12 protein-coding genes are annotated in these 14236 nt (G+C 59.2%); 5 read left to right on the forward strand and 7 right to left on the reverse strand.

The genetic code is table 11. The features are described 5' to 3' along the window. Window positions 1-153: 153 nt before the first annotated feature. The 4 genes from ACL2XG_RS19660 to ACL2XG_RS19675 form a co-directional block, all read right to left on the reverse strand. Window positions 154-1140, reverse strand: a complete 987-nt coding sequence (locus ACL2XG_RS19660; protein ID WP_413723497.1) for an ABC transporter permease — start codon at window positions 1138-1140, stop codon at window positions 154-156. Between the two features lie 8 nt (window positions 1141-1148). Beyond that, complete coding sequence (locus ACL2XG_RS19665) at window positions 1149-2669, reverse strand: sugar ABC transporter ATP-binding protein (protein ID WP_413721485.1); 1521 nt, start codon at window positions 2667-2669, stop codon at window positions 1149-1151. 288 nt (window positions 2670-2957) lie between these two features. After that, window positions 2958-3269, reverse strand: coding sequence for a putative quinol monooxygenase (locus ACL2XG_RS19670; protein ID WP_162366350.1), 312 nt, complete (start codon window positions 3267-3269; stop codon window positions 2958-2960). A 42-nt stretch (window positions 3270-3311) separates the two neighbouring features. Next, a complete protein-coding gene (locus ACL2XG_RS19675) occupies window positions 3312-3893 on the reverse strand; it encodes an NAD(P)H-dependent oxidoreductase (RefSeq protein ID WP_410013449.1) in 582 nt (193 codons plus the stop codon). A gap of 223 nt (window positions 3894-4116) precedes the next feature. Between ACL2XG_RS19675 and parC the strand changes: the two genes are divergently transcribed. From parC to ftsP, 3 genes are all read left to right on the forward strand, one after another. Continuing rightward, complete coding sequence (gene parC / locus ACL2XG_RS19680; protein ID WP_410013450.1) at window positions 4117-6405, forward strand: DNA topoisomerase IV subunit A; 2289 nt, start codon at window positions 4117-4119, stop codon at window positions 6403-6405. A gap of 162 nt (window positions 6406-6567) precedes the next feature. Further along, window positions 6568-7320: a 1-acylglycerol-3-phosphate O-acyltransferase gene (locus tag ACL2XG_RS19685; RefSeq protein WP_410013451.1), complete on the forward strand. Its 753-nt coding sequence runs from the start codon at window positions 6568-6570 to the stop codon at window positions 7318-7320. A gap of 5 nt (window positions 7321-7325) precedes the next feature. Further along, entirely contained in the window at window positions 7326-8738 is a 1413-nt protein-coding gene (ftsP, locus tag ACL2XG_RS19690) for a cell division protein FtsP (protein WP_410013452.1), read from the forward strand. A gap of 113 nt (window positions 8739-8851) precedes the next feature. Here the strand turns inward: ftsP and dkgA are convergent, their stop codons facing one another. Then, complete coding sequence (dkgA, locus tag ACL2XG_RS19695) at window positions 8852-9682, reverse strand: 2,5-didehydrogluconate reductase DkgA (protein ID WP_410016726.1); 831 nt, start codon at window positions 9680-9682, stop codon at window positions 8852-8854. A 291-nt stretch (window positions 9683-9973) separates the two neighbouring features. Here dkgA and ACL2XG_RS19700 point away from each other — a divergent pair, with 291 nt between their 5' ends. Beyond that, a complete protein-coding gene (locus ACL2XG_RS19700; RefSeq protein WP_410016727.1) occupies window positions 9974-10843 on the forward strand; it encodes an AraC family transcriptional regulator N-terminal domain-containing protein in 870 nt (289 codons plus the stop codon). A gap of 26 nt (window positions 10844-10869) precedes the next feature. On the opposite strand, the gene ACL2XG_RS19705 is transcribed toward ACL2XG_RS19700, so the two are convergent. After that, window positions 10870-11535 carry a DedA family protein gene (locus tag ACL2XG_RS19705; RefSeq protein WP_410013453.1) on the reverse strand — a complete coding sequence of 222 codons (666 nt, stop codon included), beginning with the start codon at window positions 11533-11535 and terminating at the stop codon, window positions 10870-10872. Window positions 11536-11625: 90 nt separating this feature from the next. Continuing rightward, window positions 11626-12852 carry a cystathionine beta-lyase gene (gene metC / locus ACL2XG_RS19710; RefSeq protein ID WP_413721484.1) on the reverse strand — a complete coding sequence of 409 codons (1227 nt, stop codon included), beginning with the start codon at window positions 12850-12852 and terminating at the stop codon, window positions 11626-11628. 426 nt (window positions 12853-13278) lie between these two features. Between metC and exbB the strand changes: the two genes are divergently transcribed. Further along, window positions 13279-14235: a tol-pal system-associated acyl-CoA thioesterase gene (gene exbB, locus ACL2XG_RS19715; protein WP_413721483.1), complete on the forward strand. Its 957-nt coding sequence runs from the start codon at window positions 13279-13281 to the stop codon at window positions 14233-14235. Window position 14236: the final 1 nt, after the last annotated feature.

Consider the following 14236-nt stretch of genomic DNA (forward strand, 5'->3'; position numbering starts at 1 on the left):
GGCAAAGTCGCGCATGGGCCACGTATTACGCGACCCGCGTCGGGAGGAATATTCCGTTTTTGATAGAATGCTGCGGGAATCTGATAGAAACACTTACATTAATAGGGTTATGCCGCCGGTCCGCCCGGCGCGCGACGGCAACACCACCTTGCGTCAGCGGCGCTGGATATAGGTGATGGCCAGCGCCGCGGCCAGCACCAGGCCCTTGATGATATCCATCGCATAGTAGGGTACCGACATCATGACCAGGCCGTTTTGCAATACGCCCAGGATCACCGCGCCCACCAGCGTCCCCAAGGCGTTGGGTTTGCCGGATCCCGCCAGGGAAAAGCCAATATACGCCGCGGCCACCGCGTCCATCAGGTAGCCGCCTCCGGCGTTCACCTGGGAAGACCCGATGCGCGAGGCCAGTAAAATGCCGCCCAGCGCGGCAAGCCACGATGAGATAACGTAGGCGAGGATGCGGTAACGTGCGGTACGGATGCCGGCCAGCCGCGCCGCTTCCGGATTGCCGCCGATGGCGTACATCCGGCGCCCGTGCTTGGTCAGGGATAAACCGAGCTGCACCACCACCGTGACCGCCAGCATGATAATCACAATGACCGGCACCTGGCCCAGGGTGGAAAACACCGCCGGTATCTCGCCTTCCGCCATATCGCCGCCCGGCAGCACCATATTTTGCGTGATGGAGCCGCCGAAGCTGTAGGTCATCGCAACGCCCTGCACCACAAACAGCGACCCCAGGGTCGCCAGCATATCGGGGATTTTCAGCACCACGATCAGAAAGGCGTTGAACAGTCCCACCAGCGTACAGGCGGCCAGGGTCAGCGCTATCGCCTGCGTGGTATCCAGGCCATGCCAGACAAACATCGACATCACCAGCGCGTTGGCAAACGACGCGGTCGACCCCACCGACAGGTCGAAACCGCCCACCGCCAGCGACAGGGAGACGCCGATGGCAATCACGGTGACAATGGCGATGGAGCGCAGGATATTGACGATATTATTGGGATCGAGAAAGTTATCCGAGGCCAGGCCGAACAGCGCCACCAGCGCCACTACCGTCAGCAGCATCCCCCAACGGTATAAAAATTCAAACAAACGGTGGCGCCAGGGTAGCGCGCCAGCCTTTACGAACAGGTTGTTGCTCACGGGAGCGTACCTCCGGTTGAATATAACAGCAGGGTTTCCTCATCCGTGGCGCGCGCGTCCAGCTGCGCCACGATACGGCCGTCCCACATCACGCAAATCCGATCGCACAGGCCCAGCAGCTCTGAAAACTCGCCCGAGGCATAGATAATGCCCTTGCCCTGGCGCGCCAGGCCGTCGATCAGCACAAACAGATCCTGCCTGGCCTTGATATCCACGCCTTTGGTCGGTTCGTCGAAGATCAGCACCTCGGCGTGGCCGCGCAGCCATTTGCCGATGGCCACTTTTTGCTGGTTGCCGCCCGACAGGCGCAGCAGTTGTTGATCCAGTCCGCTGGCGCGAATGCCCAGGCGATCCACCACCTGCTGCGCGAAATGCCGCGCCCGGCCGGCGCTGAACCAGCCCCAGCGGGTAAACGTAGCGTCTGCGCAGACGCTCAGATTCATGGGGATATTCTCGTGGATAAAGATGCCTTCTTTGCGCCGTTCCTCCGGCACCAGGGCCAGCCCCCGCCTTACCGCGTCATAAGGCGTCGTCGGGCGCCAGGGTTTACCGTTCAGCTCGCCGTGGACGACGCCGGCGGCCGAGGCGCCGAACAATGCCTTGCACAGCTCGGTTTTACCGGCGCCGGCCAGGCCGGCTATCCCCAGGATTTCACCCCGGCGAAGCGAAAGGGAAATATCGCGCAGCAGGCTTTCATCGTGCAGTCCCTCTACCCGCAGCAGGATCGGGCTGGCGGCGGACGGACGCGGCGGCGGGAAAATAGCGTCCAGGGGATGGCCGAGCATTTTTTCAATGATATGCGCGCTGGTCAAACCGGCCATGGGGCCGTCGCCGACCCGCCTGCCGTCGCGCAGTACCGTTAACCTATCGCAGATTTGCGCCAGTTCGTGGATGCGGTGGGAAATAAACACCACGCCGATGCCTTCCGCCTGCAAACGTCGGGTCACCGCAAACAGCCGCTCGCTTTCGGCAAGATCGAGCGGCGCGGTGGGCTCGTCGAGGATCAGGAAACGGCAGCGGTGGGACAACGCCCGCGCCAGCAGGATGTGCTGTTTTTCCGCCAGCGTGCAACGGCCGACGGGCAGGCGCACGTCAAGATTGACCTCCAGCTGCGTGAGCAGCGCCTGCGCCTGCCGGTAGAGCCGGGGCCAGTGGCACAGCTGGCCGCGTTCCGCCAGCCTGTCCAGCATGATATTTTCCCCCACCGTCAGCGTCGGCACCAGCGCCACATCCACTTCCTGCTGCACCAGATGGATCCCCTGCAGCTTGGCCTGGCGCGGCGAGCGCAGATCCACCGGTTCGCCGTCTATCAGGATCTCGCCCTGGTAATGGGCGTGGGTGCCGGACAGGATGGCCATCAGTGTGGATTTGCCGGCGCCGTTAGCGCCGATCAACGCGTGCACCGAGCCGCCTTCAAGGGTGAAGTCGACCTGGTCCAATGCCCTGAAACCGGCGAAGGCAATGGAAATATGACGCATTTCCAGGCGGGACGTCTCTTTGGGCCTGGGTGTAGACATGAGCACGGGGATTTTTTCCGACACGCCATAAAGGACCGTTATTCCATAATGACGGAATATTTCATCAACAGGGGTGTTTTGGCAATAACGGAAAAAGCATAAGCTACATAAAAACGGTCTTGATCTTTATCCCTGCCGACGCGCTGACGCCCTTGAATCCCCCATGGGCGGGGCAGAGGGCAAACATTGAAGGACCGGCGAGGAGATAATCCGGCAGTTGCCCCGCATCGCAGGTCACTGCCGGCCTGGTATTATCGGTGACAGCCGCGCGGGGCTGCCCGGCAAAAATCAATCGGTGCGTCTTTCCAGAATATGGAAGGTCACGTCCATGACGTCGTTGCGGATATGAGCGCGGTGATCGTCCATATGCTGCGCCTGCTGGTGCTGCTCGAGATGACGGATGCTTTTCCACTGCTCCAGCATGAAAATGGAGTCGGGGGCGGTTTTGCGCCAGGGCACCTGCGCCTTATAGTCGGTGAGCAAGGTATATTCGCTGCAACCGTCTTCCGCCAGAACGTTGGGCCGGAGTGCCTGGATGGCGGCTAAAACCGCTTCTCTTCGTCCCGGTTTCACTTTGATTTCTGCAATTACCGTGATCATCGATTCCTCAGTTTTTGGATGGGTAGTTCGGGTCGACACTAGTTAACCAAAGACGCGGCCGAGATGCTCGCGATATTTTATGATATCCCGCTCAATTTGCGGTTGTTTTATGACATCGTTACAGATAAAGGTCGGCAGCATCGACATGCCGAGGAACTGGTTGGCTTTATGGAACGGCAGGTAAACCCCGTCCACGCCCACGCCCTCGAAAAACTGATCCGGGTCCGTGAAGGCCTCAAGCGGAGCGTTCCAGGTCAGCGACAGCATATAGCCTTTGCCTTGGATCAGGCCGCCGGACCCGTATTTTTTCGTGCTGTCCGAACGCGTGCGCCCGTCACTGGCATACAGGCGCCCGTAACCGACGGTAAAAACCTCGTCGATATATTTTTTCAGGATCCAGGGCTGTCCCATCCACCAGCCGGGCATCTGGTAAATGACCGCGTCCGCCCAAAGATAATTGTCCACCTCGCGTTCACTGTCGTAACCCTGGTCCACCACCGTCACGCGGGTGTTCAGGCCAGCCTCCGTCAGGAACGTGGCGGCCACGTCGGCCATGGTGTTGTTTAAGGCGCCCTCGGAGTGGGCGAATTTTTTACCTGCGTTAATAATAAAGACGTTTTTCATTTTATCCTGCCTTAAATAGATTGAACGGCAGTGTAGCCCGCGCGGACAAAATGAAACAGGGCGCCTGACGCACAACATTTTTGTCCGCGGCGCAATAAAGCCGCGCCATCAAGCCCTGTGACAGCCGGGGGCCGGATAGGGTAGTATCATGGACTATTACCACCAAACCAAAGGGTATGGCTAGCTACCCAGACCATACCGCGGTGAGAGGAAACAACAATCAATGAGTGATTTGGCTCATGACGGCGCGGAAAGCCTGGCGCTGCATACATTTACCGAGAATGCCTACCTTAACTATTCCATGTACGTCATCATGGATCGCGCGCTGCCGTTTATCGGCGACGGCCTCAAGCCGGTACAGCGCCGTATTGTCTATGCCATGTCGGAGCTGGGGCTAAACGCCAACGCCAAATATAAAAAGTCGGCCCGTACCGTAGGCGATGTGCTGGGTAAATATCATCCCCACGGCGACAGCGCCTGCTATGAAGCCATGGTGCTGATGGCGCAGCCGTTTTCCTATCGTTATCCGCTGGTGGACGGCCAGGGCAACTGGGGGGCGCCGGACGATCCCAAGTCTTTCGCCGCCATGCGTTACACCGAGTCCCGGCTGTCCAAATACGCCGAGCTGCTGCTCGGCGAGCTCGGCCAGGGCACCGTGGATTACGCCCCTAATTTCGACGGCACGCTGCAGGAGCCGAAAACCCTGCCGGCGCGGCTGCCCAATATCCTGCTTAACGGCACCACCGGCATCGCCGTCGGCATGGCCACGGATATCCCGCCGCATAATGTCAGCGAGGTCGGCGCCGCGATTATCGCGCTGCTGGACAATCCGAAAACCACCCTTGAGCAGTTGCTGGACCATGTCAAGGGGCCTGATTATCCCACCGAGGCGGAAATCATTACCCCGCGCGAGGATATCCGCAAAATCTACCAAAGCGGACGCGGATCGGTGCGCATGCGCGCCCTGTGGAAAATCGAGGACGGCGAGGCGGTGATTACCGCGCTGCCGCACCAGGTGTCCGGCGCCAAGGTGCTGGAACAAATCGCCGCCCAGATGCGGGCGAAGAAGCTGCCGATGGTGGAGGATCTGCGCGACGAGTCGGATCATGAAAATCCCACCCGTCTGGTGGTGGTGCCGCGTTCCAACCGGGTCGACCTGGAGGCGGTGATGCATCATCTGTTCGCCACCACCGATCTGGAGCGCAGCTACCGCATCAATATGAACATGATTGGTCTTGACGCCCGTCCGGCGGTCAAGAACCTGCTGGAAATCCTCACCGAATGGCTGGTGTATCGCCGCGACACGGTGCGCCGCCGCCTGAACTACCGGCTGGAAAAAGTGCTGCGCCGCCTGCATATCCTGCAGGGGCTGCTGGTGGCCTACCTTAACCTGGATGAGGTCATCCATATTATCCGCACCGAGGATGAGCCGAAACAGCAATTGATGCAGCGCTTTGCGCTCAGCGAGACCCAGGCCGACGCCATCCTGGAATTAAAGTTGCGCCATTTGGCTAAACTCGAAGAGATGAAAATCCGCGGCGAGCAGGCGGAGCTGGAAAAAGAGCGCGAAAAGCTGCAGGGCATCCTGGCCTCCGAGCGCAAGCTGAGCAATCTGCTGAAGAAAGAGATCGAGGCGGACATCGCCGCCTACGGCGATCCCCGCCGTTCGCCGCTGGTTGAGCGCGGCGAGGCCAGGGCGCTGAGCGAAAACGAATTGACGCCGTCGGAACCGGTGACCATCATCCTGTCCACCATGGGATGGGTGCGCAGCGCCAAGGGGCACGATATCGATCCCAGCGCGCTGAACTATAAATCCGGCGACAACTTCCTTTCCGCCGCCCGCGGCAAAAGCAACCAGCCGGTGGTGTTTATCGATTCCACGGGGCGCAGCTACGCGCTGGAGCCGTCCGTGCTGCCATCGGCCAGAGGGCAGGGCGAGCCGTTAACCGGCAAGCTGACGCTGCCGCCCGGCGCTACCGTCGAGCAGATGCTGACCGGCACCGACCAGCAGAAACTGCTGCTGGCCTCCGATGCCGGATACGGGTTCGTCTGCACCTTCGACGATCTGGTGGCCCGCAACCGCGCCGGTAAGGTAATGCTGACCCTGCCGGAAAACGCCCGGGTCATGCCGCCGCTCTGGGTGAATGATGAGATCGAGCAATTGCTGATGGTGATTACCGAGGCGGGACGGCTGCTGCTGTTCCCGGTAAGCGATCTCCCGCAGCTTACCAAGGGCAAAGGCAATAAAATTGTCTCGATTGCCGCGGCCGACGCGGCCGCCGGCAAAGATCGCCTGGTCTGGATGCTGCTGTTGTCCACCAAGGGATCGGCTACGCTATATGTCGGCAAACGCAAATTAACCCTGCGACCGGAGGACTTGCAAAAATATCGCGCCGAACGGGGACGGAAAGGAACGCTACTGCCCCGCGGCCTGCAGCGTATCGACCGCATTGAGATAGACGACCCGCTGGCCGCGGCCGATCCTGGCCAGGCCGCGCTGCCGGACCAGTAGCGGTCCGGCCGTTGGGCCCGCGCTTTTCCGCCGGGCCCCCGGCGGCGTTGAGGTCAGCCGGCCGCGGTTTGACTTAAATGTTATCAGCGCCGTACGGGGAATAACCGTGTATTTTGTCATGAAGCCGGTATACTAGCGGCGGCTGATGGTTAAGAGGTTAATATGCTAGCGATTATTCGTACCATTGTGGTGGTGCTGCTTTCTATTTGTATTTGCGTATTTGGCTTGATTTATTGTCTGTTCAGCCCGAGAAACCCACGTCATGTCGCCACTTTCGGCCGGATGTTCGGGCGAATGGCTCCCATCCTCGGCCTGAAGGTCGAACTGCGTTACCCCCAAACGCTGGTGACCCGGCAAAACTGCATCTATATCGCCAATCATCAAAATAATTATGACATGGTGACCGCCGCGAGCATGGTGCAGCCGCGCACGGTGACGGTGGGTAAAAAAAGCCTGCTGTGGATTCCCTTTTTCGGCCAGCTTTACTGGCTGACGGGCAATCTGCTTATCGATCGCGAAAACCGTTCGCGCGCCCACGGCACCATTGCTGAAATCGTTAAGCAGATAAAGAAAAAAAACATATCCATCTGGATGTTCCCGGAGGGCACCCGCAGCCGGGGCCGCGGGCTGCTGCCGTTTAAAATGGGCGCGTTCCACGCGGCCATCGCCGCCGGGGTGCCGGTGGTGCCGATTTGCGTCTCCAATACGTCCAACGGTAAGATCAGGCTGAACCGCTGGAACAACGGCCTGGTGATCGTGGAAATTCTGCCGCCGGTGGATATCACGCCTTATGGGCGCGATCAGGTGCGCGAACTGGCCGCGCACTGCCGCGATATCATGGCGGCCAAACTGGCGGAGCTGGATGCGGAAGTGGCCCAGCGCGAAGGGCGTCCGGCGCCGCAAAAGGCCGGGTAACGGCTATGTCATTCAACAGGCGTCAGTTTATCCAGGCATCGGGGATTGCGTTATGCGCCGGCGCGCTGCCGCTGAGGGCGCGGGCCGCCGGGCAACCGACCGCCTTGCCCATTCCGCCGTTGCTGGAATCGCGCCGGGGACAGCCGCTGTTCCTGACGCTGCAACGGGCGCACTGGGAGTTTATGCCCGGCAGGCGCGCCGCCACCTGGGGTATCAACGGCGGCTACCTTGGCCCGACGGTACGGGTATACAACGGCGACGACGTTAAGCTCATCTATAACAATCGTCTTAACGAACCGGTTTCCATGACGGTCAGCGGCCTGCAAGTGCCCGGCTCGCTGATGGGCGGCGCCCCGCGCATGATGTCGGCCAGCGTCGACTGGTCGCCGGTTATCCCCATCCGCCAGCCGGCCGGCACCTGCTGGTATCACGCCAACACCCCCAACCGCATGGCGCCGCATATCTATAACGGCCTGGCGGGGCTTTGGCTGGTGGAAGATGAAGTCAGTAAGTCCTCACCTCTGCCTAATCATTACGGCGTGGACGATTTCCCGGTCATCATCCAGGATAAGCGCCTGGATAACTTTGGCGCCCCGGTCTATAACCCGCCGGCCAACGGCGGTTTTTTCGGCGACACCCTGCTGGCCAATGGCGCCCAGAGTCCGTTCGTGGAGGTTTCCCGGGGCTGGGTGCGCCTGCGGCTGCTTAACGCCTCGAACGCCAGGCGCTACCAGCTGCAGCTGAGCGACGGACGCACCATGCAGGTGGTGGCCGGCGATCAGGGGTTTTTACCGGCCCCGGTGCCGGTAAGCCAACTCTCGCTTGCCCCCGGCGAGCGGCGCGAAATCCTGATTGATATGTCGAAAGGCGAAGAAGTGGCGATCACCGCCGGCGCGGCGGCGGGCATTATGGATCGGGTGCGCGGTTTTTTTGAACCCTCGTCGATCCTGATCTCAACCATTGTGTTGACGCTCAAACCCACCGGCCTGCTGCCGCTGGTCACCGATAACCTGCCGATGCGGCTGCTGTCGGACCAGGTGATCGACGGCAATATCACCCGCACGCGGGAGTTTCATCTCGGGGGCAGCCAGCCTGAAATCAACGGCGCCATGTGGGATATGAACCGCACCGATTTCCGGGCGCTGCAAGGCAGCTTTGAGCGCTGGATCATCCACGCCGAGACGGCGCAGTCATTCCATATCCAGGGCGTGGCGTTTTTGATCAAGCGGGTCAATGGCAATTCGCCCTTGCCGGAAGACCGCGGCTGGAAGGATACGGTATGGGTCGACGGCGATGTGGAGCTGATGGTCTGGTTTCCGCAGGTGGCCGGCGACCATTTCCCGTTCCTGTATTATAGCCAGACGCTGGAAATGGCCGATCGCGGCTGCGCCGGCCAGTTTACCGTCAGTCCCGGCTAAATTGCCGGCCCGGCCATACGACTGCGGCGGCTCACGGCAATGTAAGCCCCCCTCCGGATCCCGGCGGGACCCGGAGAGAATATGACCAGGCCAGTCATGCCCACCGGCGCTTATCAGGGTTTCACAAACGTATCCGGATTTGGCCCCAGTCGTTTACCGCAGTCCAGTTGGGCAATGGCGTCCAACTCGTCCTGCTGCAGCTTGAAGTCCAGCACCGCGAAGTTCTCTTTGATACGCGACGGCGTTACCGATTTCGGTATCACCACCAGGCCGGAGTCGAGATGCCAGCGGATCACGATCTGCGCCGGGCTTTTACCGTATTTTTCCGCAAGCTTGCGGATAATTGCCTGGTCAAAAACGCCTTCCCCGCCCTGGGCCAACGGGCTCCAGGATTCGGTCAGGATATCGTGGGCGGCGTTCCATTGGCGCAGTTCGCGCTGTTGCAGCAACGGATGCAGTTCGATTTGGTTAATCACCGGCGTAACCCCGGTTTCATCCAGCAGGCGCTGCAAATGAGGAGCATGGAAATTACAAACGCCAATGCTTTTTGCCAGTCCCTCCTCCTTCAGCTTGACCATATCGCGCCAGGCCTGGACATAAGTATCCTGCGAGGGTACCGGCCAGTGCATCAGATACAGATCGACATAATCAAGCTGTAGCTTCTTCAGGCTTTCTTCCAGCGCCTTAGGCGCCACCGTCTGATCGGCGTTCCACAGCTTGGTGGTGATAAACAGCTGTTCACGGGGCAATGCGGCCGCCTGCAGCGCTTCGCCGACGCCGGTCTCGTTCTTGTAAATGGCCGCGGTGTCGATAGAGCGGTAACCGACTTTCAGCGCTTCCTGCACCGCCTTCAGGACTTCTTCGTTGCTGGCCTGCCAAACGCCCAGCCCGAGCTGTGGCATGGTACGTCCATCATGAAATTTTACTGTAGGTTGCGTCGACATCATTTCTCCTTACTTTCCATGCGCCGGTCCCGTTCAGGCCGGCAGGGATCTCTCGTTGCGAGATCAGTTATTCTAGTAGAAATTGCGGTGTTGCGTGGCGTGAGTATCCCTCCATTGTGATCATCCCACGGCTGGGACTCAATGCTTATTCCTGTCCGCTATTTGCCTGTTTCTCCAAAAGACTATAGAAAAGGAGTAAAAAAAGGCACTATACCTGTAGGATCGTACAAACAAGAGAACCTTGCCATGACGCAAAATCAATCCCTCTGTACCCGTTTGTCGCTGCGCGCCATGCAATTGTTGCGGGAGAACAAGGCCGTGACCATTCCCCATGTGAAGCTGCTGCATGCCGACGCCTATTATGCCCGCACCCCGGTAATGTACGAGCCGGGCATCATTATCCTGTTCCAGGGCCGTAAAACCGGTTATCTCGGCGGCAAAACCTTTGTTTACGACGCCAGCCAATATCTGCTGCTGAGCGTGCCGCTGCCGTTCGAATGCGAGACGTTCGCCTCGCGGGAAGAGCCGCTGGTGGGATTGTTTATTGGCGTCGATACCCTGATGCTGCAGGATTTGATTATCGATATGGGGGACGATGCGCAGTTCAGGCCGGTTACCCCCCGGTCAAGCGGCATTAACGCCGCGCCGCTGACCGAAGAATTATTTTGTGCCGCCGAACGCCTGCTGGATATTATGGATAAGCCGTTGGACGCGCGGGTGCTGGGGCAGGCCGTGGTGCGCGAAATTCTGTATTACCTGCTGCAGGGCGAATGCGGCGACGCGCTGTACGCCCTGGCGAACCGGCAATCGCATTTTAACCAGATCGCCAAGATCCTGAAAAAAATTGAACGGCAGTTTGCCGATAACCTGACCATCGAGCAACTCGCGGCGGACGTCAATATGAGCCTGTCGGCGTTCCATCATAATTTCAAAGCGGTGACCAGCACTTCGCCTTTGCAATACCTGAAAACCTACCGGCTGCATAAGGCGCGCATCCTGATGCTGCATGACGGACTGAACGCCGGTACCGCGGCCATGCAGGTGGGGTATGAAAGCCCCTCGCAGTTCAGCCGGGAGTTTAAACGTTATTTCGGTATCTCGCCCCGGGAAGACGTGGCGCGCGTGCGCGTGCCGGGACATAACCCGGCGTTGCAGATATAACCCCCGCCGGGAGGAGAAAAAGGGGGCTAGGCGGCATCCTTGACCTTGCGTTTGCGCAGCAGCAGCACCAGCGTGCCTACCAGCCCGCTGCACAGCAATACCAGCGGCAGCACCATCAGGATCATCATCACCTGGTCTTCATGGTGTTTTACCAACGGCACATGGCTGATGGCGAATCCCAGCGTCAGCAGCGTGCCGACCCATATCAGGGCGCTTAACCAGTTAAACAGCTGGAAACGGGTGCTGCTTAAGCCGGAAATTCCCGCCATGGTGGGCAACAGCGTGCGGATAAACGCCAGGAAACGGCCGACCAGCAGCGCCATCAGGCCATGGCGATTGAACATCGCGTAGGCGCGCTGATGGTAATGGGCGGGCAGGTGCAGCAGCCAGCCGCGGACAATACGGGTATCCCCGAGCCAGCGGCCCTGCAGATAACTGAACCAGCAGCCAAGGCTTGCCGCCACGGTAAGGATGATAAGGGTGGGTATAAACGCCATCACCCCCTTCGCCACCATGGCGCCCGATAGCAGCAACAGGCTATCGCCGGGTAAAAACGAGGCCGGCAGCAATCCGTTTTCCAGGAATAGGGTGGCGAACATCACACAGTAAACTATCCCGATTACCCGCGGATTTGCCAGGGCGGCGAAATCCTGTTGCCAAAGCGCGCGGATAATCTCATGTAATACGCTCATCTCTACCTGCTTATCTCATTTTATTGGCAGCTTAACGTTAACATCCCTGTCTGTCCTCGATCGCGTACGCAATCAGACAATATTTATTAACTATTTTAGACCTGATCCCGGGTATGCGCGATGAGACGCTTCCTCAATCCTGGCGAAACCGGCGGCGAGATCGGCGATCAGGTCATCGGTATTTTCCAGGCCGATATGTAGCCTGACCAGGGTGCCGGTAAAGTCGACTCCGCCGGCGGGGCGGATAGCCGCGATGTCCTCGGGCTGGTTGGCCAGGATCAGCGATTCAAAACCACCCCATGAATAAGCCATGCTGAAATGGATGAAGTGATCGAGATAATACTCCAGTTGCGCCTGGCTCAGACGCGCTTTCAGCACAAAAGAGAACAGTCCGCTCGCGCCGGTGAAATCACGGACAAAAAACGCATGGCCTTTACAGCTGGGCAACGCCGGATGGTTGACCACCGCCACTTCCGGCCGGCCAGCCAGCCAGGAGGCTACCCGCAAGCCGTTCTCGGCGTGTTGCTTAAGACGCACGCCCAGGGTGCGCAGGCCGCGCGCGGCCATATACGCGCTATCGGCATCCACCATCTGACCCATCAAATACGATTGTTCGCGCAACTGATCCCAGCAGCGGTCGTTGGCGACCGCCGTGCCGAGCATGGCGTCGGAGTGACCGATAATATATTTGGTGCCGGCCTGGATGGAAATATCCACGCCCAGTTCCAGGGCCGGCAACAAAATGCCCGCCGCCCAGGTATTATCCAGCATAATCACGATATCGGGGTTGATCGCGCGAACGGCTTTCACGATCGCCGGGATATCCTGTACTTCCATGGTGATGGACCCCGGCGATTCCAGGAATACCACCCGCGTGTTTTCCTGGATTAAGGCGGCGATCCCGGCGCCTATCAGCGGATCGAACCAGGTGGTGGCGACATTCAGCTTGCCCAGGATATGGCGGCAAAAATCCGTGGTCGGCTCATAGACTGAGCCGGTAACCAGGATATGGTCGCCCGCCGAGACGAACGAGAGAATGGCATTGGTCACTGCCGCCGCGCCGCAGGGGTATAGGGCGCATCCCGCCCCGCCTTCCAGTTCCACCATGGCCTGCTGCAGGGAAAAATGGGTCAGCGTTCCGCGCCGGCCATAAAACAACTCGCCCTGGGCACGTCCGGCGGTGGCTTTTTTTTTCGCCTGGACCGAGTCAAAGACCAACGACGAGGCCCGCTGGATAACCGCATTGACCGACCCTTGGGTATATTTTTTATCCCTGCCGGCGGTAATCAACGCCGTCTCGATTTTCTTAGCCTTCATTATCCACGCTACGCCTTTAACTGATTGTCTGTACTGAAGGGTCCACCGGCGCAATGACGCTGGTGTTCGCTGTGCTACGTTAACATGAATACGCCGCGGCGGCAGGCGTTTTGGCCGGGCTGAAACGATTTATAATAATATTAATTTTGATTTAAAAAGAGGGATCCGGCATAAGCGCCGCCGCCGCCGTAACCCGCGCGTACGGGAACTGAACGGTTCTTTAACCGAAGTGTTAATAACGTTATTTTCCACGGCGAGGTGTTATTAGGTTGATGAGCGCAGGATAAATTTTATCGCGGGTTGTCGGTGGCGCAAGAATGGTTGATACAAATAATAATGAGAACCACTATCAATTCCCGTTCTGTTTGCTATCATTCTGGCTGGATTATTTTTTAGCAAAGTTTTAGGTGGAGGCGCAGCGTGAAAATGGCTGTTTTACAACGGGTCCAGGTCCTGTCCCAAAGGGCGCAGCGACGTGCTTATTCATTATCCGCAGTGTTGCGTGGCATGTCCGTCGCGACGCTTATGGTATTTGGCCTGACAGGGCCGGCCGCCGCCGCCGCGCCGGATACCGCCCCCGCGCCGATGGGAACCGCCGCCGTCGCCGCGCCGCAAAGGTTGCCGCAGGCGATACCTGTCGACGCCTCCGGCCAGCGGTTGCTGCCGCAGATGGATCTGTCGGTATGGGGTATGTATCAGCATGCCGATGTGGTGGTCAAGACCGTGATGATTGGGCTGCTGATTGCCTCCATCATCACCTGGGCGTTGTTTTTTGGTAAAAGCGCCGAACTGTCGTCGGCGAAACGCCGGCTGCGCCGCGAGATGGCGTCGCTTGCGGAGGTGAAGAGCCTGGACGAGGCTTTTTCGGCCGCGGCGGCATTTAAAGAAGCCAGCATCGCCGGCCGGCTGCTGGCCATGACGCAAAATGAGCTGGATCTCTCCGCCGAGTCTAACGACAGCAACGGCATTAAAGAGCGTGTCGCCTTCCGGCTGGAACGCAGCGTCGCGGCCACCAGCCGCGCGATGGGTAAAGGCAACGGTTTTCTGGCCACCATCGGCGCCATTTCGCCGTTTATCGGTTTATTCGGGACCGTTTGGGGCATCATGAACAGTTTTATCGGCATCGCCCATACCCAGACCACTAACCTGGCGGTAGTGGCGCCGGGCATTGCCGAGGCGCTGCTGGCCACGGCCATCGGTCTGTTCGCCGCTATCCCCGCCGTGGTTATCTATAATATTTTTGCGCGCACTATCGCCGGCTATAAAGCCATGGTGGGAGATTGCGCCGCGCAGGTTCTCCTGTTATTGGGCCGTGATTTGGATCTGGCCGCCAGCGCCGGGCGTCAAAGCGCGCATGCCGTGGCAAAGTTTCGGATAGGTTAAG

The organism is Sodalis sp. RH24, from assembly GCF_047324145.1.
GTDB lineage: Bacteria > Pseudomonadota > Gammaproteobacteria > Enterobacterales > Enterobacteriaceae > Acerihabitans.

Bases quoted from the DNA above. Each gene is read 5' to 3' on its own strand.
- dkgA (WP_410016726.1), bottom strand. From the start codon at position 9,682: ATGTCGACGCAACCTACAGTAAAATTTCATGATGGACGTACCATGCCA.
- metC (WP_413721484.1), bottom strand. From the start codon at position 12,852: ATGAAGGCTAAGAAAATCGAGACGGCGTTGATTACCGCCGGCAGGGAT.
- ACL2XG_RS19705 (WP_410013453.1), bottom strand. From the start codon at position 11,535: ATGAGCGTATTACATGAGATTATCCGCGCGCTTTGGCAACAGGATTTC.
- parC (WP_410013450.1), top strand. From the start codon at position 4,117: ATGAGTGATTTGGCTCATGACGGCGCGGAAAGCCTGGCGCTGCATACA.
- ACL2XG_RS19700 (WP_410016727.1), top strand. From the start codon at position 9,974: ATGCAATTGTTGCGGGAGAACAAGGCCGTGACCATTCCCCATGTGAAG.
- exbB (WP_413721483.1), top strand. From the start codon at position 13,279: ATGGCTGTTTTACAACGGGTCCAGGTCCTGTCCCAAAGGGCGCAGCGA.
- ACL2XG_RS19675 (WP_410013449.1), bottom strand. From the start codon at position 3,893: ATGAAAAACGTCTTTATTATTAACGCAGGTAAAAAATTCGCCCACTCC.
- ACL2XG_RS19670 (WP_162366350.1), bottom strand. From the start codon at position 3,269: ATGATCACGGTAATTGCAGAAATCAAAGTGAAACCGGGACGAAGAGAA.
- ACL2XG_RS19685 (WP_410013451.1), top strand. From the start codon at position 6,568: ATGCTAGCGATTATTCGTACCATTGTGGTGGTGCTGCTTTCTATTTGT.
- ftsP (WP_410013452.1), top strand. From the start codon at position 7,326: ATGTCATTCAACAGGCGTCAGTTTATCCAGGCATCGGGGATTGCGTTA.
- ACL2XG_RS19665 (WP_413721485.1), bottom strand. From the start codon at position 2,669: ATGTCTACACCCAGGCCCAAAGAGACGTCCCGCCTGGAAATGCGTCAT.